Annotated in this window: 21 protein-coding genes; 11 read left to right on the top strand and 10 right to left on the bottom strand. The window is 45.8% G+C overall.

The genetic code is table 11. From position 1 onward, the window contains the following. Positions 1-451: 451 nt before the first annotated feature. The 4 genes from ACVA6Q_RS07675 (at position 452) to napH (ending at position 3,751) form a co-directional block, all read left to right on the top strand. Positions 452-1,405: a M23 family metallopeptidase gene (locus ACVA6Q_RS07675; RefSeq protein WP_446647107.1), complete on the top strand. Its 954-nt coding sequence runs from the start codon at positions 452-454 to the stop codon at positions 1,403-1,405. Then, positions 1,309-1,815, top strand: a complete 507-nt coding sequence (locus ACVA6Q_RS07670) for a bactofilin family protein (protein ID WP_446647106.1) — start codon at positions 1,309-1,311, stop codon at positions 1,813-1,815. Before ACVA6Q_RS07675 ends, ACVA6Q_RS07670 begins: the two co-directional genes overlap by 97 nt. Before the next feature lie 323 nt (positions 1,816-2,138). Continuing rightward, positions 2,139-2,906 (top strand): ferredoxin-type protein NapG, encoded by a 768-nt coding sequence (gene napG, locus ACVA6Q_RS07665; protein WP_446647105.1) that lies wholly within the window; start codon positions 2,139-2,141, stop codon positions 2,904-2,906. Next, entirely contained in the window at positions 2,906-3,751 is an 846-nt protein-coding gene (gene napH, locus ACVA6Q_RS07660) for a quinol dehydrogenase ferredoxin subunit NapH (RefSeq protein WP_446647104.1), read from the top strand. Before napG ends, napH begins: the two co-directional genes overlap by 1 nt. Before the next feature lie 65 nt (positions 3,752-3,816). On the opposite strand, the gene ACVA6Q_RS07655 is transcribed toward napH, so the two are convergent. From ACVA6Q_RS07655 to ACVA6Q_RS07630, 6 genes are all read right to left on the bottom strand, one after another. Then, the gene (locus ACVA6Q_RS07655; RefSeq protein WP_446647103.1) at positions 3,817-5,397 is read right to left on the bottom strand and encodes a S8 family peptidase; all 1,581 of its coding nucleotides are present in this window, start codon (positions 5,395-5,397) and stop codon (positions 3,817-3,819) included. Positions 5,398-5,772: 375 nt separating this feature from the next. After that, positions 5,773-6,534 carry a hypothetical protein gene (locus tag ACVA6Q_RS07650; RefSeq protein ID WP_446647102.1) on the bottom strand — a complete coding sequence of 254 codons (762 nt, stop codon included), beginning with the start codon at positions 6,532-6,534 and terminating at the stop codon, positions 5,773-5,775. 13 nt (positions 6,535-6,547) lie between these two features. Next, positions 6,548-6,916: a hypothetical protein gene (locus tag ACVA6Q_RS07645; RefSeq protein WP_353498828.1), complete on the bottom strand. Its 369-nt coding sequence runs from the start codon at positions 6,914-6,916 to the stop codon at positions 6,548-6,550. A gap of 83 nt (positions 6,917-6,999) precedes the next feature. Further along, positions 7,000-7,611, bottom strand: a complete 612-nt coding sequence (locus tag ACVA6Q_RS07640; protein ID WP_446647101.1) for a Crp/Fnr family transcriptional regulator — start codon at positions 7,609-7,611, stop codon at positions 7,000-7,002. Positions 7,612-7,880: 269 nt separating this feature from the next. Beyond that, positions 7,881-8,483 (bottom strand): 2OG-Fe(II) oxygenase, encoded by a 603-nt coding sequence (locus ACVA6Q_RS07635; RefSeq protein ID WP_446647100.1) that lies wholly within the window; start codon positions 8,481-8,483, stop codon positions 7,881-7,883. 155 nt (positions 8,484-8,638) lie between these two features. After that, the gene (locus ACVA6Q_RS07630; protein ID WP_446647099.1) at positions 8,639-9,559 is read right to left on the bottom strand and encodes an aminoimidazole riboside kinase; all 921 of its coding nucleotides are present in this window, start codon (positions 9,557-9,559) and stop codon (positions 8,639-8,641) included. A 182-nt stretch (positions 9,560-9,741) separates the two neighbouring features. On the opposite strand from ACVA6Q_RS07630, the gene ACVA6Q_RS07625 reads away from it, so the two are divergent. From ACVA6Q_RS07625 to ACVA6Q_RS07610, 4 genes are all read left to right on the top strand, one after another. After that, positions 9,742-10,749: a substrate-binding domain-containing protein gene (locus ACVA6Q_RS07625; protein WP_446647098.1), complete on the top strand. Its 1,008-nt coding sequence runs from the start codon at positions 9,742-9,744 to the stop codon at positions 10,747-10,749. Positions 10,750-10,755: 6 nt separating this feature from the next. Continuing rightward, a complete protein-coding gene (locus tag ACVA6Q_RS07620) occupies positions 10,756-11,472 on the top strand; it encodes a GntR family transcriptional regulator (protein WP_446647097.1) in 717 nt (238 codons plus the stop codon). 196 nt (positions 11,473-11,668) lie between these two features. Next, positions 11,669-13,030: a PTS transporter subunit EIIC gene (locus ACVA6Q_RS07615; protein ID WP_353498834.1), complete on the top strand. Its 1,362-nt coding sequence runs from the start codon at positions 11,669-11,671 to the stop codon at positions 13,028-13,030. A 79-nt stretch (positions 13,031-13,109) separates the two neighbouring features. Beyond that, entirely contained in the window at positions 13,110-14,537 is a 1,428-nt protein-coding gene (locus ACVA6Q_RS07610) for a sucrose-6-phosphate hydrolase (RefSeq protein ID WP_446647096.1), read from the top strand. 81 nt (positions 14,538-14,618) lie between these two features. Here ACVA6Q_RS07610 and ACVA6Q_RS07605 read toward each other — a convergent pair whose 3' ends face one another. Further along, positions 14,619-14,798, bottom strand: a complete 180-nt coding sequence (locus ACVA6Q_RS07605) for a hypothetical protein (RefSeq protein ID WP_446647095.1) — start codon at positions 14,796-14,798, stop codon at positions 14,619-14,621. Positions 14,799-15,419: 621 nt separating this feature from the next. Between ACVA6Q_RS07605 and ACVA6Q_RS07600 the strand changes: the two genes are divergently transcribed. Further along, positions 15,420-16,520 (top strand): carbohydrate porin, encoded by a 1,101-nt coding sequence (locus ACVA6Q_RS07600; RefSeq protein WP_446647094.1) that lies wholly within the window; start codon positions 15,420-15,422, stop codon positions 16,518-16,520. A gap of 80 nt (positions 16,521-16,600) precedes the next feature. Here the strand turns inward: ACVA6Q_RS07600 and ACVA6Q_RS07595 are convergent, their stop codons facing one another. Together ACVA6Q_RS07595 and ACVA6Q_RS07590 are read right to left on the bottom strand one after the other, a co-directional pair. Then, positions 16,601-17,764 carry a conjugal transfer protein TraF gene (locus ACVA6Q_RS07595; protein ID WP_446647093.1) on the bottom strand — a complete coding sequence of 388 codons (1,164 nt, stop codon included), beginning with the start codon at positions 17,762-17,764 and terminating at the stop codon, positions 16,601-16,603. A 239-nt stretch (positions 17,765-18,003) separates the two neighbouring features. Next, positions 18,004-19,374 carry a YjiH family protein gene (locus ACVA6Q_RS07590; RefSeq protein WP_353498839.1) on the bottom strand — a complete coding sequence of 457 codons (1,371 nt, stop codon included), beginning with the start codon at positions 19,372-19,374 and terminating at the stop codon, positions 18,004-18,006. A 298-nt stretch (positions 19,375-19,672) separates the two neighbouring features. Between ACVA6Q_RS07590 and ACVA6Q_RS07585 the strand changes: the two genes are divergently transcribed. Both ACVA6Q_RS07585 and ACVA6Q_RS07580 read left to right on the top strand, forming a co-directional pair. Then, positions 19,673-20,299, top strand: coding sequence for a hypothetical protein (locus ACVA6Q_RS07585; RefSeq protein WP_446647092.1), 627 nt, complete (start codon positions 19,673-19,675; stop codon positions 20,297-20,299). Positions 20,300-20,436: 137 nt separating this feature from the next. After that, on the top strand, positions 20,437-20,736 hold the full coding sequence (locus ACVA6Q_RS07580; RefSeq protein ID WP_353498841.1) for an isoamylase early set domain-containing protein: 300 nt from the start codon (positions 20,437-20,439) through the stop codon (positions 20,734-20,736). A 125-nt stretch (positions 20,737-20,861) separates the two neighbouring features. Here ACVA6Q_RS07580 and ACVA6Q_RS07575 read toward each other — a convergent pair whose 3' ends face one another. After that, on the bottom strand, positions 20,862-22,466 hold the full coding sequence (locus ACVA6Q_RS07575; RefSeq protein WP_353498842.1) for a BCCT family transporter: 1,605 nt from the start codon (positions 22,464-22,466) through the stop codon (positions 20,862-20,864). Positions 22,467-22,617: the final 151 nt, after the last annotated feature.

The following is a 22,617-nucleotide window of genomic DNA, read 5'->3' as shown; positions in this document are numbered from 1 at the left end:
TTCTTTCGATTAATTTTGTGCTTATCTTGCTATGCGATACTGCAAAGCGAGCGTGTTAACAGAGCCTATATCGTGAGTACAGAATATTGGTTGGACATCTGGCGGTGATGTGGTGATTGGTAAGTCGCTTTTCCGGGAATATTTGCGAGCTCTATGTGTGCAATTTTCAATATAAGCCTTGGAATTGATTGTATTTTCGATAATCTACACTGCCATTATGATCACAACGCCAGCGATTGTGAATTTTACTACGACATAGGTAGAAGAATTTGTTGCGGATGTTTTTAACTGGTTGTTAAACGTAATATAGTTTTTTCTAAATTGTCTGAAACCACATCACGTATTGACACTCTTTTGCCGCTTCTGACTAGTACCTGATATAGGGATTTCGTAGATTATCAATTAGGAACACGGCAAAGGCTGCCACCGCGTTATGGAACACTGCACTATCATGAAAGATCAACTCACAATCTCAATTTCAACGATTAATGGCTCCTCCCACTGGCAGCTAAGTAAATCGATGCGTCGCAGCTTAAAGAGCTTGGCGGGGATCGGGCTGGTGTTAGTGCTAGGGGCTGTGCTACTTATTCAGCACTTGTATCAGGTGGTGGATTACGCGGAGTCAAAGCAGGCGGAGCTTGCCAGTGAATCACAAACGCTTGGGGACGAGTTGGCCAACCTGCAAGATCTTAAGCAGACATTGCAACAAGATCTCTCTGAGCGTGAAGAGCGAATTAGCCTAGTGTCAGAGCGCCTAGCAGATTTGGAAAAGGTATTGGGCGTAGCCGACTCACCAGAGAATATCGACTTAGATTCAAGACTTGATGTAGCGGCGATTCATTCTAACGTGCGTATGACGATGCTCAACCAGATCCCAAGTGGTTCACCGGTGGGTAAAGAGCGCATCTCGTCACAGTTTGGTAAGCGAAAGCACCCGGTGACGGGCAAACTAAAAATGCACCGAGGTATGGACTTTGCGGTTAATACCGGCACAAAAATTTACGCGCCAGCGGATGGCGTGGTTGAAGTGACAAGACGCAGTAAGAAAGGGTCGGGTAATTTTCTTAGGTTGCAGCATTCGTTCGGTTTCTCCAGTTCATACTCTCACTTAAAGGGCTTTAAAGTTCGCCCGGGACAGTTCGTCCGTAAGGGAGAGCTCATTGCCATTTCTGGTAACAGTGGCCTGTCATCGGGTCCACATTTGCATTATGAAGTTCGCTTTGTTGGGCGAGCACTTGACCCTAAGCCGTTCGTGGAGTGGGGCGTAAACGATTTCGAAGATATCTTTAAAAAGGAGCGAGCAATACGATGGGAATCTTTAGTAAAAACAGTGGAACAAAGAGTCGCTCAGCAGCTTCAACTCTCATCGCCAAAGGCTGTGTTATTAGCGGAAAACTCAAACTAGAAAACGATATACAAGTCGATGGTATCGTTGAGGGTCAGTTGCACATTGAAGGTGTGATGGTGGTGGCTGAATCTGGTCGAGTAAAAGGCGAAGTTTATGCTAAGCAATTGATTGTCAATGGCATACTGGAAGGCGATTGTCACGCGGAGCAGATCCAGATTCTGGCAAATGGTCGTGTCAAAGGCAAAGTGTGGAGCAACAATTTAAGCATTGAACCGGGTGGCAAGTTCTTTGGTGAAACCGCTGAACTGCCTGAGAAAGAAGTGGTGACTTTAACTAGCCAAGCTAAGAAAGAGGCCAATACACCATCTCCTGCGTCCAAAAGTACACCGCAACCTGCATCGGCATCAGGTGCAAATCAAGTGAAACCGGCAGCTAAGCCAGCGGCTAAAGCGGTGAAAACGGCATAGCTCAAAACAATTTTATCGCGCCTCAAGCCTCTATTGAGGCGCCTTTCCTCTTCGATTGACATGTCCTTTTCGCGACGTTCAATACGCTATACTTTGTATTGGGATGTCAGTGCCAACTTATTTTGGTGACGTTGTCACTCATTGTGAACTGGAACGTTTGGCATACCCAAAATGTCGTAATGTGATCTAAGTAACCAGCCTTTCTTGACCGAAATCAAGCGAGGTTAGGTATAACCATAAAGCACTATTCCAAATGACAGATTTCCCATTAATTTTAAGGGATAGCCTTATGCCATTTATTCATCACTGATAAGGCGGAGTATATGTCACCAGAGAAAACTTCACAGAGTCGACGTCGATTTCTTCGCGACGCCGCTCGAACCGCGGTCGGTGTCGGCGCAGCCGCGACCGTATTAGGACTTCAATCCAAGCAAGGACAAGCCGGAACCAGTGGTGGCGTGCCTATTCGTCCGCCCGGCGCATTGGAAGGCAATCAGTTTGACCAAGCGTGTTTACGATGCGGCCTTTGTGTTCAAGCCTGTCCTTATGACACGCTGAAACTCGCCACATTGCTCTCTCCCGTTGCTTCTGGAACGCCATATTTTACCGCGCGCGATATTCCTTGCGAGATGTGTGAAGACATTCCCTGTGTCGTAGCCTGCCCAAGCGGTGCTCTAGACCATGCGCTGACTAACATTGATGACTCGCGGATGGGGCTCGCGGTGCTGATTGATCATGAGGAGTGCCTCAACTGGCAAGGGCTTCGCTGCGATGTGTGTTATCGCGTTTGTCCTCTTATAGATAAAGCAATCACGCTTGAGCCGATTCGTAACCAGCGAACTGGTTATCATGCGATGTTCATCCCTACCGTTCATTCCGATGCTTGCACGGGCTGTGGTAAATGTGAGCAAGCCTGCGTGACTGAGGTACCTGTTATCAAAGTGGTTCCGATTGAACTCGCTAAGGGTTACATGGGGGATCATTACCAGCTTGGCTGGGAAGAACAGGTTGAGCTGCGAGATGGTACCTTCCCTGAAACGCCGGAAATTGCACCAACTGAGCATATTCGCATCAATGACGGGAGAAAATAATGGCTAAGAATCTCGCTAAAGATGCTGGTAATGACGCTATCCGTGAACTTGGCTGGTGGCGCGCTCATCGATTTCTGATTCTACGTAGGTTGTGTCAGCTCTCGATAATTGGTTTATTTATGATGGGGCCTACGTGGGGTATTTTACAGGGCAATTTGTCGTCTAGCATGCTGCTAGGTACTGTCCCACTGAGTGATCCTTTATTGGTTCTGCAAACATTAGCTACCGGACATTGGCCAGAGGTGAATGCACTAATTGGTGTCACTGTCGTTGTGGTTTTTTATGCGTTGCTAGCTCCTCGCGTGTTTTGCGCTTGGGTGTGTCCGCTAAATATCGTTACGGATATGGCGGCATGGCTGCGCCGTAAGCTGAATCTCAAAACCAGTTTCAAGTGGTCTCCAACAATACGTTACTGGTTGATCCCCGTGATCTTACTTGGCAGTGCGGTATCGGGATCGCTGCTCTGGGCGTGGGTGGATCCTGTCGCGACACTGCATCGTGGGTTGGTATTTGGGATGGGCGCAGGTTGGATCCTTATTGCGTTGGTGTTCTTGTTGGATTTGGTGCTGGTCGAACACGGTTGGTGTGGGCATCTGTGCCCGCTTGGAGCAACTTATGGTGTGATTGGTCGTAAGAGTCCAATACGTATAAAAGCCACTCACCGTGAAGCGTGTACTAAGTGTATGGACTGCTATAATGTTTGCCCAGAGCCGGATGTACTTAGACAGCCACTAAAAGCGGGTGACAAGCGGGTAATGAGTCAGGACTGCATCAGTTGCGGACGCTGCATTGATGTTTGTGTGCCGAAAGTCCTTGAGTTTAAAGTTCGGCCTAACGCGGACTAATGCAATAGCGCCAGCCTTGAAGGCTGGCGTTTTTCATAACTCATTGGTTAGATGAAAAATCTGAGTTAATAACGCGCTTCTAGCGTTACGCCACTAAAGCTGGTGTAGCCGTTAAGCATGATGTGGTAGCGGCCGTTTTTTGTACTCGTTACGGTACAGGTCTCTTGGTTACCATAGCGATAAGGTCGACACTCCCAGTTGCTGAGTGTTGGTGCCGAGCCATAGCGCAAGTACAAATCGGCATCGCCAGAGCCACCTGAAATCGTGACGCTCAAACGCTGTCCAGCAGTGACATCAATGTAATACTGCTTTTGCTCGCCGCGACCGCCAGAAATGTTGCTCACGGGTGTCGCGTTCTTGAGTTCACCATCTGGTGTCTGGCCGCCACAATCGTTGCCGCAACCGCTATCGGTGAGGCTGTAAACCAGTTTGTTCACGGTGCCATTGGTATCGCTTATCTTGTTGATGCTCGCACGCTCACTGATTTTAGCGGCCACTTGAGCGGGTGAGAGTGACCCGTTTTCTTGCAAATACAGTGCTGCGACACCAGCGACATGCGGCGTTGCCATCGAAGTGCCACTAATGGTCTTGTAGCTGCCGTCATACCAAGCAGACTTAATGCTTGAGCCCGGCGCAAAGACATCGACACAACTGCCCCAGTTAGAGAAGCTTGAACGTGCATCATTACTGGTGGTGGAGCCCACGGTGACGCCACTGGATTCTCGAGCAGGGGAGGAGTTACAAGCATTGGCATTATCATTGCCGGCAGCGAGCATAAAGCTCACCCCTGATTGCACGGCACTAGCAACAGCGCGATCAAGTGCCGTAGATACGCCACCGCCTAAACTCATGTTGGCAACCGAAGGCCCAGATGCGTTTGCCGCCACCCAGTCTACACCACTGATAACGCCAGCAGTGGTACCAGATCCGGTACAGCTAAGCACGCGGACACCGACGATATTAACGTTTTTTGCGACACCATATTGCGCCCCGCCAATGGTGCCAGCGACGTGAGTACCATGGCCGTTACAGTCGGTAGCGTCACTGTCATTGTCGACAAAATCGTAACCAGAGCGTGAGCGGCCACCAAACTCAGGGTGAGTGTTGGTGACACCTGTATCGATAACGTATGCGGTCACACCGCTGCCATCATAGTTGTAGCTGTAGTTACCGTTTAGTGGGCGATCGCGCTGATCGATTCGATCCAGGCCCCAGATAGCGTTGCTTTGATTGGCGCTGGTTGAGAATATCGGATCCAGTGTAATGAGCTGGTTCTGCTCGATGAACTCGACTTGCTGATCGCCACGCAATTCTAACAATTGCTCGGCGGTAAGTGTGGCAACGAATCCACTTAGCGAGCGATTGAAGACTTTTTCTATCTCAAATGAATGCTGGGTAGCCAGACCGGAAACGGTCTGCTCTGTGAACTGTTGTAACGCAATAGGATCGTTACTTAGCGTCATAGGTTGCTTGAGTACCACGATGTATTGATCGCTAAGCGCAGTATCTGCTGATGCTGTGACTAGCGGTGCTAATACCTCATTTTGTTGTAACTCTGGAGTTGCAAGGTTTTGTTCAGCTAGGGTATAGCTAGAGTTGATCGCAAAAACCGATGCGATAGAAAAGGTCAAAAATGTCTTTAACATATTGTGTTCCATTCAAAAGTTATCGAATTATTGAATAATGTCAGCGCTGAGATGGCTGACAGGGCGAGTGCATGAAAACAGCTGTGCAACTCGCGTACGAAATTCAAGCTAGTCAAAACTGATGAGGAACGCGCAAATAAGATATGCGTTTGAGTGCATTTCATGGAGTTTGTGCTGATGGCTGCGATAGGTATCAAAAAAAGCAGCTTTAATCTGTAGCAGTGAAAATTATGTGCTACTGGGTTTTATTGATTAAGTTGTTGTTTAAAAAGGACATTTATTGATAACTTGAACTGCTATTCTTGCTGTTTTTTTGAATGAATAGGCAGTGTACGGGTCAGTGAATACCACAAGACCCACACACGACAATATGGATTAATAGATAAGAAGAAGAGAACAGTGCTCATGACCTGATACAACGACTAACCATTGTCCATCTTGCCAGTGAATCTCCTCCTCTCTATATAGGTGGGTATATTTAGAGAGAAGATTCTCACAGAGAATCGAATTGGATTCGCTGTGTTTTACTTCGATGGAAAAGTCGCCAATATCCTTTGGTAAGTTAATTTGTTTTGGTGAGTCGAGTAACAACGTTTGCTGTGACAATTCACTATCTGTCACCTTAAGTTGTGCCATGCTGTGTTTCGGTAAGGTTGTATCAACAATAAACAGTGGAACACTATCGTCAACGGGTGTGATATCAGGTTTGGTCATAGCGTAGAGTGAATACTGACTCGCACTGACATCACCGATGGCAAATACCCAATAAATGGCGTCGTCAACGATGTCGACTTGGGTGCTTGCGCGTTTAACTTGTAGGTTTCTATCCAATAAATCGATGGTAAGTGGGTGGTGTGAGTCAATCGCCTCGTTAACATGAACGTTAGTCAGTAGGCTTGAATGACTTAGGGCATGATTTTTCAGCAAGTGGTACTCATGCTCGGAGTGAGTTTGAGCGACAACATCATGAATTGCGAAGCCGGAGTGATTCTGAATGAGATCGAATGTACGAATTTTCATGGATGAGGTTGTCATGATCTCAGGCTCATTAATTTGAGGTGTTGAATTGCCGCAGCCATAAAGTGAACCAAGGGCAAAGATAAATAATGAGCGTGGAATGTAGTTGAATAATTTCATAGTAAACTCTCGATTAATTGTGGTAACTATGACGGCTAGATATTAAATCTAAGCTTTCAATATATAATTCCATCTTCGGACAGCGGAATAGACTATCGATATCTAACCATGTAGGGTGCCTATCATCCACTGAGATAATGTAGTGCTTTTCCATGAACAGTAGTGTTGTTTCTAAAATCGAGTCCCAGCGCGTATCTTTACGATGATTTCGCTGTTCTGATTTTGGATAATACATCCACTTAGTTGTGCTTATTTGTGGGCAAATATAAACATTGCCACCGTTATCTACGACGACTTCACCCTCAAGACCATTGACCCGGAGCTTTTTGTTTACATCGTCTTTTGTATCGGTATTAACTGCTATAGCGTAGATAAATGGCATAGTAACCTTCAGATAAAGTGAGTCCTCAGGAGATCCTGATTGCTTGGTGGTAAACGCGGCCAAAAGGCCGATGGTACTAGGTATTAAATAATATTTCGTGGATCTCGAATGCTGAGATCCATATCGTCTAAATAACGCGCTAGTTTTTCAATCGAGTTAATAATAATTTTAGCGCGGTGCAGTGAAACCATTTGGTTTCTTTCTAGCTCTTTCATAACTTCATTAACTCTTTGTCTTGCAATACCTGTCATATCACTTAATTGTTGTTGGGAAATTGCTATTTCCATAGGCATGCTTTTACTACTAATATGAGCTAAGATTTCAATCAACTGATAGACGATCCGCTCAGTAATATTGGCATTGTTGATTATTTGGCTTTGTAGCCATTTTTCTCGAGATTCGAATGTGAGTGAGTAGAACCATTTGAAAATCTCATTGTTCTTGCGAGTAATTGGCGTCAGTTTTTGATTGCTAAAATGAACGATGCTGCAAGGTTCGATCTCAATCATGATAAATGAGGACAAGGAATGAGCATCATCAATATAGTTGCCAAACCAACCTCCTTCACCCACCAGTAAACAGTTTGCTGTTTTCAAGTTTGGCGTTTGAATGCAAATCGCCAGTGTCCCTTTTTCAACAAAGTTAACGCCTTTATTAATCAAGCTTGCGCCAGCAATGCTCTGATTAGACAGCATTGTGCGCTCAGCGATGAACTCAAGGTCACGCAATAGCTCACTTGATAAGGAGGTCGTCCATCGAATTTGTTTACTGCAGACTGTCTTTGTCATCGCTGCCCCTTTTTGATGTCGTCTAAAAAATTATAGAGGCTAATAGCGGGTGTTTCTTGTTGATGTGAGAGAGTGTAAGAGATGGGGAGGGAGAAGAGTATCCGCTAGCGGACACTTCTAGCAAATTCTTGATAAAGAACTTGCTAGTGTGTTAGATGGCTAGAGTAGGAGGAGGCTTAACGAGCGATATCAAGAACGTTGTCTTTCACGCCATTAATTCGAAACCAACCAGCGATACTAAAGCGCTCGCGTTGTGTAGGCAGAACTTCGTGAGGGAACATTTCTGAGAAGAACACAAACAAACGGCCGGACTTAGGCTTGATGCGAGAGATTTCATTGTCATCAAGATCGTAAACCACTAAGTCGCCGCCGTCTTCGTCTGTCCACTCATCATTCATGTAAAACACGGTCGTCAGGCGGCGGTTCTCGTTGCCACGGAAGCAATCAAGATGCTTTTGATAGAAATCGCCTTTCTCATATTTGGCGAAGTGCGCTTCATATTCAAATAGCCCCAAGAAAAAGTGTTGGTTGGCAGTTTGGCGAATGATTTCCATCTTGCTAAGAAATTGCCCTACCGGATCGCCAAGATCGGGTGAAAGCCAACAGATCTTGTCACTGCGAATGGTACTTTCACGCGCCACATCATCATTACGACCAATACGCGCTTTGTTCCACTCTTCAGGTAAGCACTCTTTGAGAGCTGAAACTTGCTCGGTTGAGAGAAAGTCATCCCAAACGAAATAGCCATGTTGGGTCAGGTTGTCGATCAGTGTTTGCATGATGCACCATCGTTGTTAGGAACTGGGAGGGCGCTTTATAAAGAAATAGACAGTGTGCTTCAATTTAGGTTGTTTATCGTGACGATAACGCTTGAGAAAAAAGGCGAGGTATAACAGGGAAGAAGTCGCCCCTTACCGCAGCAAGGGGCACAAGATTACTTGATGTAATCGATAAGGGCTTGCTCACTTGGTAGCGCGGTCATTGCGCCTTTTTGTGTTGTCGCCAAAGCGCCGCAGCCGTTTGCCCAGCGAACCGCATCTACGATTGTTTCATCATTGATCCAATCTGCTGTTTTAGATAAGCGAGTCAGTAGGCCGCCAACGAACGCATCGCCTGCGCCTGTGGTATCAACGGGTTTGACTGGTGTGCCCGCAATGAGTTGTTGCTCATTGTCGCGAATAACCAATGCGCCTTTTGCGCCTTGAGTAATGAGCACAAGTGTATTGTTGTATTCACCGAGCGCTGCGATACCGGCGTCAAGGTTGTCGGTTTCAGTTAGGAGCATCAGTTCATCGTCTGAGAACTTAACCACATCGGCCAGAGCAATGGCTTGCTGGCACACTGGCTTGATAAGGCTTTGGTCACCCCACACTTCGTCGCGAAGATTTGGGTCGAAACTGACAAAGCCGCCAGCTTGTTTAATGCGTTTCATCGCTTCCAGCGTCGCGCTGCGGCTTGGCTCATTAGCAAGAGCGATAGAGCAAACGTGCAGCCACTCGCCAGCGCTAAACTCAGGAATGTCGCTTAATTGCATAAATTGATCGGCACTTGGCTTAACCATAAAGGTGAAGCTGCGCTCGCCTGATTCATCAAGATCAACGATAACCGTTGACGTGCGCTGGGCATCATCCAATAGCATAAAGTCAGTATTCACTTTTTCTGCACCAAGTGTTTGCTTCATGAAGCGACCAAGTGGATCTTGGCCAACACGACCAAAAAAGCCGGTCTCACCACCGAGTCGAGCGATCGCAACAGCGACGTTTGCAGGAGCGCCGCCGGGACATTTTAGATACGTCGTGTCCGTATCAGGAATCAAATCTACAACGGCATCGCCAGTTACCCAAACCTTACTCATAACAAATTTCCTGTACTAATCGATTTGTTTTGAGTTTACTAAATCGATTTAGCAAAGAAAATGTGTTTTAATAGACACTATGATAGCGGCGCTAAAAATTGTGATCTGAAGCACGATCACGATCCGCAGTGAAGATCTTCTCTATATAAGACGCAACAAGCAGGAAGCATAAGTAGAACGCGATGAGCAAAAAGCTAAAATTGGCCGATATCGCACAATTAGCTGCGGTCTCGAAATCGACCGTGAGTTTTGTGCTGAATGGACATGCAGAAAAGCACCGCATTAATAAAGAAACGGTGGCACGCGTGCTGCGTGTCGTTGAGGAGCATAACTATTCGCCCAGTGTTTATGCACGGGCACTAAAGTCGAAAAAGACTCAAACCTTTGGCTTGGTGATTCCAGATCTTACCAATATGGGTTTTGCTACGATTGCGAAAGCATTGGAACAGTTGTGCTTAACCGCGGGTTATCAGTTGCTAATTGCTTCTACCGATGACGATCCCTCGCAAGAGCAAAAAGCGGTGGCGAACCTTATTGAACGCCAAGTTGATGGCATGATGGTGGCCTCATGCTTAGATAGCGATGACTATTATCAAAGTCATATCAAAGATATTCCAGTAGTGTTTTTTGACCGAGAGGTGGAGTCCGAGCGCTATAGTGAGATAACGACGGATGCGTATGATTCCACGAAAACTATTGTATCTGCACTGGTGAAAGATGTATCTGAATGTGCGTTTATCGGCGGGCAGCTCTCTTTATCTCCTAGCCGAGAGCGTTATCAAGGCTTCGTCGATGCTGTTCAAGAGGGGGGACAGTCGCTGCAACCTGAACTTGTCTTTAACCAAGATTATCAGCCTCAAAGTGGTTATGAGATGATGCAAAGCTGTGTTGAGAATCTCGGTCGGCTCCCTGCTGCACTATTTACTGGATCCTACTCACTATTAGAGGGGGTGCTCAGGTATCTAAATGAGCACAACCTAATGGCAGATGCCGCCCAGCAACCGATGCGCATAGCTACCTTTGATAACTATTCCGTGCTCGATTGTTTGCCACTGCAAATCGACTCTATCGAGCAAGATTGCCAACAGTTGGCGGTGAAGACGTTTGATTGTTTGCAAAAGACGCTGTCTAATAAGGACTATAAAAGCAAGATGAGCATCCCTGCTCACATTCATAATCGGAGACGCTAGCGCCACATGGACTCGAAATCACTACAACCTCTCTATATACAGATCGCTGATACGCTTAAGCAGCGTATCGATGATGGGCTATACCCACAAGGTTCTAAGTTGCCCTCTGAGAGTCAGTTAGTAGACAGCTTGGGTGTTAGCCGCGTGACTGTGCGCAAAGCACTTGGTCAGTTGGCGGATATCGGCTATACCGTTTCTGAAAAAGGGAAGGGGACTTATGTTGCGGTTCAAAAACTCAAACATGACTTTTTGGGTATGGCGGGCTTTGCGCAGGAATTGCAAGGTGCAGGCTTAGAAGCGAGCAACCAAGTTGTTCATTTCGAAAGGACCGTGGCCGATGAAGCCTTGGCCGAAAAACTGTTGGTTGAGCAGGATTCTGAACTGTATCGCTGCGGGCGTTTGCGTGTGGTCAATGGCGATGTGGTGTCTTATGAAGATTTCTACATTCCGGTTGCACTGCTGCCTGACCTCAATAAAGAGGTGTTGTCTGGATCTAAGTTTGCTTATTTAAAAGAGCAAGGCATCGAGATGGTAAAAACGCATCAAAAGATCAAGCCGTCATTGCCGAGTGAGTTCGTACAAGATAAGTTATCAGTTGAAGCGCTTGAGCCGATCTTGATCAACGAATCGATTAACTATCGCAGTGAGACTGAGCCGTATGAGTACTCCATCGTCTATTATAAGTCGAGTGTCTATGACTTTGAGATAGTAGCGAGGCTCTAGTTTCTACCAAGATCAATAAAACCACCTTTTGATAAGGTGGTTTTTTTATATGCCCTCTATCTATTATTGATTGTGATGACAAGCACGTTTCTCACGTTCAATACAACAAAAAGGTTTATCCTGTATTTTACCTGTATTACGTTAATACACGTTGAATACAGGTTACTATTTTGTGCTCTTAGGAGAGAACGGAACCATGGCAAGAAATGCTAAAGTTGTCGCATCGCAAGTTATGGACTTGCTCGGTGGTGAAGGCAACATCGAACAGTTGACGCACTGCGCAACGCGTCTTCGCGTCGTCACCAAGGACGACTCAAAAGTTAACGCTGAAAAGCTAGGCGAAACAGAGGGAGTTCACGGTTACTTCTTTAAGAATGGCCAACATCAGGTCATTCTAGGTACCGGCTTTGTGGGTAAAGTGTTTGCTGAGCTCACTGGCAATGGTGAAGTAGACACAAGTGCAGCACCTAAGAAGGAAGCATCGGGTAGCACGTTTCAGCGCGTTACTCGAACTTTCTCAGACATCTTCGTTGCGATTATCCCTGCACTCGTTGCAACGGGATTGCTCATGGGACTGCGTGGACTGATCGTCAGCGGGTTTGGCGTTGAACTTTCGCCGCAACTGACGACTCTTTCTCAGGTATTGACCGACACCGCCTTTATCTTTATCCCTGTTTTGGTGACTTGGTCAGCGATGCGCGTCTTTGGTGGCAACCCGGTATTGGGTATTGTACTCGGATTGATGCTGGTGGCACCGCAGCTGGCGAACAAATGGGATGTCGCCTTTGGTAACGCTGAAGCGCTAATGATTCCATTTATGGGCTTCGAAATTGCGGTGACAGGCCTGCAAAGCTCCATTCTACCTGCCGTATTTATGGGCTGGTTCGCCGCTATGGTGGAAAAGACGTCTCGTAAATATGTGCCAGAGGTATTGGATCTGATCCTTACCCCGTTCATCACGCTTCTTGTATCACTGATTGCAGGGTTAGTTTTTGTCGGCCCGTTGCTATTAGGTATAGAGAAGTTCATTACAGATATCGTGGTTTACTTCCTGCAAATCCCATACGGCATAGGTGGTCTCATCTACGGCGGCGCCATTCAGTTTATGGCTGTGACAGGCATGCACCATACGATTGTTCCAATTACGATCGCGATGGTGACTGAGACAGGTTTCGACTACATCAACCCGCTCGGTACGGCGGCGATTGCTGGCCAATTTGGCGCGGCGATGGCAGTGATGACCATGCAAACCAGCAAGGTCAAAAAGTCAGGCATGTTTGGCGCGGCGCTGCCAGCACTGTTTGGTATCACTGAACCTGCGATGTTTGCGGTAACTCTACCTCGCGTTAAGCCTTTCTTGTACGGCTGTGTGGGTGGTGCGATTGGTGGCTGTATCGGTGCGATTGCAGGTATTGGCTCTGCAGGTACAGGTGCCACTATGCTTCCAGGTATGTTGCTTTACTTGGGTGGCGGTCTAGGCATGTATGTTGTTGTTATGCTAGTTGCAGCCTTGGTTGCCTTCGCAATGACCAAACTGTTCTACAAAGAAACAAACTAACACATTGATTTTTATCCCCTCATGGATGAGCGAGTCACATGAGGGGATTTTTTTATTTTGAGTTTTAAAGAGAGTCGTTATGGATTTTTCGAACCGTCAAAACCGTATGGTTAGGCTAGACGAAGTTTCGGATGAGTATTTGCAGCATATTGCGAAGATCACCAAACAGGATCCTTATTATCCAAGCTATCACATTGCGCCAAAGCATGGGTTGGTGAATGACCCAAATGGTCTGTGTTATTTCAACGGTGAGCACCATATCTTTTATCAGTGGTTCCCACTTGGTCCTGTGCATGGTTTGAAGCACTGGTATCACGTGACGACCAAAGATTTTGTGCATTTTACTGACCGAGGTGTCGCGCTTTATCCAGACCAAGATTACGATCAACATGGTTGTCATACTGGAATCGCAGTGGTTGAAAATGAGCAATTGAACCTGCTTTACACTGCGCACTATGTGCCCGAGCCAGATTCTGGTCATCCGACGCAGATACTGGCGGTCATGGATAAAGAAGGCAAAGTCGAGAAAAAAGGGGTAGTGGTCGATTTCAACTCCGAGCACTACACTCATAATATGCGTGACCCCGTCACAATGAGGCGTGGTGATGACTACTACATGTTGATTGGTGCTGAAAGCCATCAGAATGAGGGAAAACTGGCAATCTATGGCGGTTCCTCTCTCGATAGCTATCAATATCTAGGTAATGTCGATATTGGCCTCGATAACTTTGGTTTCATGTGGGAATGTCCAAATTATTATGAGCAAGATGATAGGGGAGTGTTTATCTTCTCGCCTCAAGGCGTGACGTCTGAGAGTAAGTACGACTTAAAGAACGTCTTTTCTGTGGTCTATATCGTGGGAAAACCTATCGATACCGAGAAGCGTGTGTTTGAAAACCAAGGCTACTTTGAACTGGATAAGGGGTTTGATTTCTATGCCCCTCAAACCTACTTAGACCCGAAAGGCAGGCGAATTCTTATTGGCTGGCTTGGCAATTCTAAAAGTGAATACCCAACCGATAAAAACTATTGGGCTCACATGCTCACGCTGCCAAGAGAAGTGACGATTCGCGGTAATAAACTGATTCAGCAACCGCTAGAAGAGCTTAAAGCACTAAGACACACCACTCAGCCGTTAACGACGAGCAACACATTGAGTAGTGGTGCATTTGAGCTAGAGCTATCCGTTGAAAGCAGCTTCTGTCTTGAACTTGCCAATGACAATGGCGACAAAATGGTGTTCTCGGGCAATAAAGAAGAGTGGATTCTGGATCGAACCGGTGTGACAGAAGTACACGCTGCTGAGTTTGGTACGGTACGTTTTGCTAAGCGCCTGAGTACTCAGAGTCGAGTCAGAGTGTTTGTCGATAACTCGAGTATTGAAATCTTCTGTGATGACGGGGAAACGGTGTTTACGTCACGTCTGTTCGTAGCGCAGCTTAGTCAGCTACTGCTAACGGGTACAGAAGGGAAGATTCATTATCTAAAGGGACTTCAGTATCAGTAGTGATATTTGACGCTCTCGTTATCAATAACAAAGGCCAGCAAATGCTGGCCTTTGTTTTGTCTATATTCTGGGGAGCGAGCTTTAACAGCGCTGCTTACTTGCACTGACTTTGAGTATCATGGCCAGCTCTTCTTCAGTGACCAAGTCTTTAATCTGCTTCTCGCTCGATATGCGTTCAACAAACGATTTTACGTCTCTAAGCTGTTTAGTATCTAAATGATGAATGGCGTCAACAATGTCCTGCTCCAACGTTTGATTCATGCGACTCACTCCTCAATTACTTTCATATTGTTAACCTAGACCATATGCGCCTAATAGCAAGTTTATTTGCAGGCCGATGTGCCTTGTCTGACCACGGCACGACCGAGAAGTTGGCATCAAGAGGTGTTGTAGCGAGTTCTCCTTGATCGCGGTGCATCTGTACAGCTTGTTAGTTAACTGCTCTTATGTCGACACGCAAATAACAATTACATTTGTGTTACATGCCCAGCCTGCAATTTAAACAAATAATTAATATTTTTATCAATCTGTAATTGTGACAAGCATCACTGTAAGACCGTTAATTCAATTAAAGTTCATATAAATTGAGTCAATAAATGTTTTTAAAGCTAAATGGATATTTATTTATATATAAGCTTTTGATTTTTATCGTCTTTTGTATTTATCTAAAAGCGTGATTTAGATAGGCATTTTTAACTTATTAGGATTGATGGTGTGAATGAAATTGCCCAAAATTGCCCTCGTTCATTCGATAAATGATTTCAAGTTTTTTGTTTGATGTGACGTGTGAATGAGGCGCTAGGTTTATCCCTTCTCATTCACTACAAACAGAACGCTTTTAAATATAAAAAAAATAGTTAATTACAATCCCTGGGGTTAATAATGAAAAATACATTTAAGCTATCGCTAGCTGCAGTTTTGGTTTCTGCTGCTATGGGTGCAAACGCTGGTATCAGCATCGTAGATAACGAGACTGGTAACTTCTCTATCGGTGGTGACGTTGAGTTTGACTTCAACTTCCAAGACCGCGAAGGTCAAGAGAACAACGAATTCAACCAATCTGGTCGTATTCTTCTTGAGTTTGCTGGCGAGCGCATCACAAACAACGGCCATGTTTTCCAAGTAAATGTTCAACCTTTGATGCAAAGCAACGGTGACGTGGCACTGGATGATGCATGGTTTGCGTTTGGTGCACAAGATGGCTGGAACCTACGTATGGGTCGTTTTGAAGCATTCGACATGTTCCCTGTAGGTCAAGATACGTTCCTAGAGTACTCTGGTGATACTTCAAACGAACTAGTTTCTGATGCAGCACCATATGTATACCAAATGAAAGAAGCACGTGGTCGTGGTTCTGACGGCCAAATCATGTACAGCCAGTCTTTTAACAACCTATACGTTGAGCTAGGCTCTATGATTGGTGACCGTTCAGATCTATTTACTGGTGGTAAGTATCACAATGCTCCTATTGCAACAGATAAAACAAAAGACTCTGTACTTATTCGTCCAGTAGTTGGTTACCAAGCGGGTAACTTCGGCATCGCAGCATCTCTAGAAACGAACCTAGTTAAAGACGCGGTTGTTACTGATAGCGGTGTAGATATCTCTGACCGTATGGGTTACGGTGTGACTGCTAACTACACGACAGCTGACTGGAACTTGATCGCAAACTTTGCATACATGGACGCAGTTGACGAAGACAACATGACTGTTGGTGTGAACGCGCTATACAAAGGCTTCGGTCTTGGTTATATCCATGCGAACAACGAGTACGAGCGTGAGAAAATTGCTACTTCTACAACAGGTAAGGCAAAAGTGGACACAGTTTATGCGTCTTACGAGTTTGCAGACGTGCTAGCTGTTGATGACTTCTCTATCTACCTAGGTGCATACTACACGACTATCGATGACCAAACTGCAGACAAAATCTACGACGAAGAGTCTGACAAAGGTGTTCGTGTACGCTTCAAGTACTTCTTCTAAGCGCTTAGTCGTATAGAACAAAACTGCCAAATACAGAAACGGAGCGATCATCGCTCCGTTTTTTTCTATTTGCTTAGCAATTAGAATGTAAATGCTAAGTTCGCCGATGCGCCCAATTGATTGCTACCCGCGTAGTTGCCCGCAATATCTAGACTTACCACATCAAACGGACTCAAACCAATACCTGCAGTGATGGCACTGTCGGCGTTGTCTTGCATGTCGATCTCATAACCTGCGCGAAGCTGCGCCCAGTCCCAAGCATTGCCCTCGATACCAAAACGTAGGTATTGAGTTTCATCGTTGAGATTAGCAAAGCGCTCTTGCTTAGTTAGCTCAATGTCTACTGCGACAGTCACAAACTGACCATTGTACGCCGAACCAATGGTTGCCATCGGATTTAGCTTGTAAGTATCAATCTTGGTACCTTCGTAGGTTTGAACATCAATCTCTTGTTGAATGAGGTCACGAACCGACAGGCCAAGACGCCAGTTGCTGTAGTGCCATGCTGCGCCCAAATCGAAGTTAAAAGCGCTCTTTTCAACCATGCTATCTTCTGCATTGTCGGCATCGAAATCTTGCACGCTCGCGATTAATGCGTAAGTACGCAGCTTTTGGAACTTAGGTGTGATACCAAACGAGACATCTTGATCGGCAATAGTGAAGTTTTTACCCAGTGCTAGGCCGAGCTCTGCACTAGCAAAAGCTTGCATTTGAACTTCAGAGTTCTCGTAGCGATTTTGAATATCTGTAGGAGTATCACCTTGGTTAGGTTCGATTAAAGGCGCTGCAATCGCTTCTGCGTAGCCACGAGCGTAGAGATTACTAGATACTAGGCTCGATGGAATCGCTACCGCAAAACCTAAGTTGGCACTTACGGTTGTCGGTTTGTTGCCTTCGAGTTGATCAAGTAGGCGGTTGATTTCGATTAGCTTTGCTTGTTCGCCTGACGGGTTTTTCTCGTACTCGTCGATCAACGATTGCAGATCGTCAAGCGTAGAGATACTTTCGTCAGTATCGCGAGCGCTAGCGCCAAAGGTAGGCAATAGAAGGCCGACATCGTCGTTATCCTTGTATGATGCTGTTAACGCTGGGTTGTATAAGCCTGCAGTTAGATAGTCAGCTGAGGCTACGCCAGTGTTACCCATGGCGGCGCCGCGCGCTTCGATCATATTGTTAGCTGCATTCGATATAGTTGGAGTGGTTGCTGCCAAAACGATGGCGGCCACTTTAGTGATATTTTTCATTATTATGTCCTGCGATTCATTCGCATTAGTACTCATTATCCGATGAGTCTTATCTTTACGTACTTCCTTGCCGGAGTTCTGCAAAGAGCACGCCACTGCTTTGCTGTGAGTTATTCACACGCGAGCATATGATAATTGATATTTATGTAAAGTAAACGATACATCATGTTGTTTTTATGGAATAAAAAAAGGCTCACCTAAAAAGGTGAGCCTCATCAAGAGAAAAAGTGGTCTGCGATTTAGAAGATTAAATGCGCGACACCAGCGATCACAGGCAGTGTGATCAGCGTACGCAGAATAAAGATAGCGAACAGCTCAAAAATATTCACAGGGATGCGACTACCAAGCAGTAGGGCACCGACTTCTGACATGTAGATAAGTTGAGTTACCGACATGGCTGCAATGACAAAACGCGTCATTTCGTTATCAATCGACGCCGCTAGAATTGATGGGATGAACATATCCGCAAAGCCAACAACCATGGTTTTCGAAGCTGCTACGGCTTCTGGTACGCCAAGTAATTCTAGGTAAGGAATAAATGGTGTTCCTAGGATCTCAAATACCGATGTGTACTCAGCGATAACAAGAGCGACAGTACCAAGCCCCATCACGACAGGCAGTACGCCAAATACCATGTCGACAGCGTTCTTCACGCCTTCACCGAATACGGACTTAGCCGATGTCACTGTACCAGCACGCTGCAGCGCTAGATCTAAACCCCAAGAGAACGTGGTGTGGCCTTTTGGTGTGACTTCTGCGTCTGCTGATGGTTTAGTGCCATCGATAAATAGGTCTTTCTTGTTACGCAGTGGTGGCAAGCGAGGGATAATGACCGCCGCTACAATACCTGCCAAACAAATTGCGCCATAGAAAGGTAGGAATAGGTGCTCAAGCTCAACTTGGGCAATAACAACCAAGCTAAATGTAATAGATACTGCTGAGAATGTTGTACCAATCACCGCCGCTTCGCGCATGGTGTAGAACTTGTTCTCATACTGTTTGCTGGTCAGAAGGATACCCACACTACCATCACCTAGCCAAGAAGCCATACAGTCGATAGCGCCACGACCTGGTAGGTTGAACACTGGGCGCATGATTTTGCTCAGTAGTGCACCAAACAGTTCAAGCAAGCCAAAGTTCAATAGAAGTGGTAGAAGAAGACCCGCGAAAATAAACACGGCAAATAGCGTCGGTAGAAGGCCTTCTAGCACTAGACCACCCGTGTTTTCTTCCCAAATGGCTTGAGGACCCACTTGGAAGTAGGTCATGAGTACCGCGATACCGCCGATAACGCGAACCGCAAGCCACATTGGTGTTGGGTTAAACAAACCGTTTAAAAATTCATTGTTAGTAATGAAAGCAGGCTTAAAAATGCGTGACAAGACTGACGCTGCTGCCATCACTGCAATGATTGCTGTGACTAACGGAACAATGAAGTCGCCCACTGCCGCTTGTAAAGCTTTAGCAAGTACAGCAACAGGGATAGTTAGACCGCCATCGTAACTGATTGGGGCCATAAACAAGAATAGACCGATTAAAGACGGGATGAAGAACATCCAGAAATTGCCTTTTTTGCCGCTTTCCGGCACAGATTGAGCACTATTTTGCATTTTTCTCTCGTGTTACAACTAGTTAATAATGACGACGTCATTCGCCTATTTATTCACTAAACATCCATATTTGTGCATTGAGCGCAAGATTACTCTTTTTTTTGAATGTTGGCAATACTATTCATCATTTAAGGGTAATTATTCACTATATGGTTCTACAATAACCAATAATACGCAACAGAATGTATGGTGAGTGTTGGTGTGAGTATGCACAAAGTATAGTGGGGATTGATGCTTTCGGCGTTTTCAAGAACGCGCTAAACTGTAATGATTGAATAAGTTATTGAGAATTATAACAATGCCTAGGAAGAAGCTCCCAGTACCCCTGATTCTATTGATCCCTCTTTGTTTACTCGCCGTTGTTATCGTGGCGGGAGTCTATCGGTTCTCCCTTTCTGATGAAGAGATACTTGCCAAATTCCCTTCGCAGCAAAGCTTACAAGCAGATCCTGTTGTTGAAGCAATATTGGGTCTTCAAGTGCCGAACCCTTGGACGATTCAAGTGCCAGAGACGAGTGCGTTTTCATTACTAACAGATATCGATGCGGAGAAACAGGTCGCAGCAGGAAGTTACGATGATGGTATGGAGCGAGGTAATGTTTACCTTCTTTACCGTTACCAGCAGGCAATTTATGACGGGAAGTCTCTTGCGGGAATTGCTATTCCGTTTGCTGTGAGTAACCAAGGCTCCGGCGTGTTCTATTACCTCGGGCTATTCAAATGGGACAGTTCACGTCAGCGAGTGATTCTATCTGATGCGAAGTTTGCCGGCGATCGAATAGAACTTTTAACGCTCACAAGAATGGACGATAGGATGACACTGGCGTTTAAGAGTCACGGGCAGTACCAGTCGATGAGTGAAGCGCCTGATGAAAATGAGACTCTAACGTGTGAAGCGAAGTCGTTCAAATGGGTCGGTTGTTAGCCAGTTTTTTACACCGGCCGTGAACCCTCCTATAGCTTTTGGAAATAAATGGTTGCGAAATGCACACTTGAGAATGTGACATTAATTACATAACATGGACTTTTGATGTTGTTATTTTTAGACAAATGGAGCTTGCGATGATTAATAAGCGCTTTTTTAAAACAAAAGATGAAGTAGAAGTCACCTTTGAGTTAGATGCGACCAATGTGGACAGTGTGGTTTTGATGGCTGACTTCTTGGATTGGCAACCGACCCCAATGAAAAAGGTCGCCAAGACGAAGTCCTTTAAGTACAAAACTCGTTTGCCAAAAGATGCGGAGTTTCAGTTCCGTTACTTAGTAAACGAAAGTGAGTGGGTAAACGACGCTCAAGCAGACCAGTATGTCCCGAACGGTTTTGGCGCTGACAACTGTATTGTTAAAACCGCGCAAGCGTAATTCTTTATAGATACATAGGCGATACTCGACGTTACAATTAAAAAAAGCCGCTCACTTTATTCAGTGGGCGGCTTTTTTAATCATCGCGATTTAAAGTGAACCGAAATCGGCTTACCTCTTAAGCGCTAGTTGGGCTTGTTATGGGCTACTTCTGGCTTTTCAACCTCAGTCAACATGCCTTTAAGAAGACTCACACAGCCTAATATCAGAATAAGAGTAAACGGCAGTGCAGCAATGATGGTTATGGATTGCAGCGCTTGAATGGAGTCTGTACCGCCAATCCATAGCATGACCATGGCAATGACAGCAGAAATTACAGCCCAAACAACCTTCTGTTTGATTGGTAGCTCAAGTTTGCCACCTGCCGTCATGCTATCGACAACGATAGAGCCAGAGTCCAATGTGGTCACAAAGAACACAACGATTAGCGCGACCGCAATCAGCGACAGAATATTGCCGATAGGGTAAGCATCAAGCATGTAGAACAAGCTTAGTGAGACATCTGTGATTCCCTGCTCCATGCCAAGTAGGCCAACTTTGTCGATGATCTGTTGGATAGCAATACCACCGAAGAAAGACATCCATGCAGTTGTAACGATCGTTGGAATGACAAGTACGCAGACTAGGAACTCACGAATGGTTCTACCTTTCGAGATGCGTGCTACAAACATACCGAAGAATGGCGCGTACGCAACCCACCAAGCCCAGTAGAAGACCGTCCAGCCGTGCAGCCATGTGGTATCTTCACGTCCAGCAGTTTGGCTCAGCGGGATGATGTTTTTCACATAACCCACAATCGATGTAGTCACGGAATCTAGAACGGTAGTGAAGTTCAAAATACCCATGACACCAAGGAAGACGAAGGCAATGATCATATTGAGGTTACTAAGCACCTTAACACCACCATCCATGCCACGTACAACGGATACAATAGCTAAACCCATGATGGTCAGAATGATCGCAATTTGGAGCAATAGGCTGTTCTCTAGACCAAATACGTGGCTGATACCACTTGCCGCCTGTGAGCCGCCCAGTCCAAGTGACGTAGCAAGACCAAACAAGATAACCAGAACTGCCATCACATCGATAATGTCACCCACACGTCCCCATACTCGGTCTCCCAATAGAGGGTAGAACACAGAGCGCATAGAAAGAGGAAGCCCCTTGTTATAAACAAAGTAGGCCAACGAGAGAGCCGTCATTCCGTAAATAGCCCACGCGTGCAATCCCCAGTGGAATACGGTAGCTCCCAATGCTGCTTCACGGCCTTCTGGCGTGAAAGGTTCCGCATTGAGCGGCGTACCGAACCAGTTAGTGAAGAATGCGGTAGGCTCAGCCACACCCCAGAAGATAAGGCCGATACCCATACCAGCGGCGAATAACATTGAAATCCAGGATAAAGTGGAATAGTCAGTTGTGGCATTGTCGCCGCCTAGGCGAATTTTACCCAGCGGTGATAGGGCAATAAGGATCGCAAAGATCAGAAGGATATTCGCGCCCCACATAAAGACGAAATCGAACTTAGATAGCGCTGCGGCTTTAACAGCGTCAATGGCAGCTTTGGCATCTGCAGGGGAAAGAACTAAAAGAGTGACAATGAAGAGGATGGATAGACCCGCTGACGCGGTGAAAACTGTATTGTGGACATCCATGCCCCACTTAGTGATGTTGTCTTGGCCGACTTGATAGTCAGTTGAATCGATACTGTATTTTTGAGATTTGAAACTCATAATTATGAGGTTTACATATTCGTGTAGACGAATATAAAGACCAACTCCATGTTTATTGAACTACTGATTAGAATTCGAAATTCCTGTGACTAAAACAATTTTCAATCAGAGGTTTATGATGAAATTATCCGTTTTACATCTAATCCTGAGC

It is taken from the genome of Vibrio sp. DNB22_10_4 (genome assembly GCF_052879755.1).
Note: the sequence above shows the minus strand (reverse complement) of the source record. Positions and strands in the feature narration are given on the sequence as shown.

Excerpts from the sequence above, each read along its gene's own strand:
- napG (WP_446647105.1), top strand. The coding sequence starts at position 2,139 with ATGTCACCAGAGAAAACTTCACAGAGTCGACGTCGATTTCTTCGCGAC.
- ACVA6Q_RS07585 (WP_446647092.1), top strand. The coding sequence starts at position 19,673 with ATGCCTAGGAAGAAGCTCCCAGTACCCCTGATTCTATTGATCCCTCTT.
- ACVA6Q_RS07615 (WP_353498834.1), top strand. The coding sequence starts at position 11,669 with ATGGCAAGAAATGCTAAAGTTGTCGCATCGCAAGTTATGGACTTGCTC.
- ACVA6Q_RS07600 (WP_446647094.1), top strand. The coding sequence starts at position 15,420 with ATGAAAAATACATTTAAGCTATCGCTAGCTGCAGTTTTGGTTTCTGCT.
- ACVA6Q_RS07640 (WP_446647101.1), bottom strand. The coding sequence starts at position 7,611 with ATGCTGTCTAATCAGAGCATTGCTGGCGCAAGCTTGATTAATAAAGGC.
- ACVA6Q_RS07635 (WP_446647100.1), bottom strand. The coding sequence starts at position 8,483 with ATGCAAACACTGATCGACAACCTGACCCAACATGGCTATTTCGTTTGG.
- ACVA6Q_RS07580 (WP_353498841.1), top strand. The coding sequence starts at position 20,437 with ATGATTAATAAGCGCTTTTTTAAAACAAAAGATGAAGTAGAAGTCACC.
- ACVA6Q_RS07625 (WP_446647098.1), top strand. The coding sequence starts at position 9,742 with ATGAGCAAAAAGCTAAAATTGGCCGATATCGCACAATTAGCTGCGGTC.
- ACVA6Q_RS07650 (WP_446647102.1), bottom strand. The coding sequence starts at position 6,534 with ATGAAATTATTCAACTACATTCCACGCTCATTATTTATCTTTGCCCTT.
- ACVA6Q_RS07610 (WP_446647096.1), top strand. The coding sequence starts at position 13,110 with ATGGATTTTTCGAACCGTCAAAACCGTATGGTTAGGCTAGACGAAGTT.
- ACVA6Q_RS07655 (WP_446647103.1), bottom strand. The coding sequence starts at position 5,397 with ATGTTAAAGACATTTTTGACCTTTTCTATCGCATCGGTTTTTGCGATC.
- ACVA6Q_RS07645 (WP_353498828.1), bottom strand. The coding sequence starts at position 6,916 with ATGCCATTTATCTACGCTATAGCAGTTAATACCGATACAAAAGACGAT.
- ACVA6Q_RS07670 (WP_446647106.1), top strand. The coding sequence starts at position 1,309 with ATGGGAATCTTTAGTAAAAACAGTGGAACAAAGAGTCGCTCAGCAGCT.
- ACVA6Q_RS07675 (WP_446647107.1), top strand. The coding sequence starts at position 452 with ATGAAAGATCAACTCACAATCTCAATTTCAACGATTAATGGCTCCTCC.
- ACVA6Q_RS07595 (WP_446647093.1), bottom strand. The coding sequence starts at position 17,764 with ATGAAAAATATCACTAAAGTGGCCGCCATCGTTTTGGCAGCAACCACT.
- napH (WP_446647104.1), top strand. The coding sequence starts at position 2,906 with ATGGCTAAGAATCTCGCTAAAGATGCTGGTAATGACGCTATCCGTGAA.
- ACVA6Q_RS07605 (WP_446647095.1), bottom strand. The coding sequence starts at position 14,798 with ATGAATCAAACGTTGGAGCAGGACATTGTTGACGCCATTCATCATTTA.
- ACVA6Q_RS07575 (WP_353498842.1), bottom strand. The coding sequence starts at position 22,466 with ATGAGTTTCAAATCTCAAAAATACAGTATCGATTCAACTGACTATCAA.
- ACVA6Q_RS07590 (WP_353498839.1), bottom strand. The coding sequence starts at position 19,374 with ATGCAAAATAGTGCTCAATCTGTGCCGGAAAGCGGCAAAAAAGGCAAT.
- ACVA6Q_RS07620 (WP_446647097.1), top strand. The coding sequence starts at position 10,756 with ATGGACTCGAAATCACTACAACCTCTCTATATACAGATCGCTGATACG.
- ACVA6Q_RS07630 (WP_446647099.1), bottom strand. The coding sequence starts at position 9,559 with ATGAGTAAGGTTTGGGTAACTGGCGATGCCGTTGTAGATTTGATTCCT.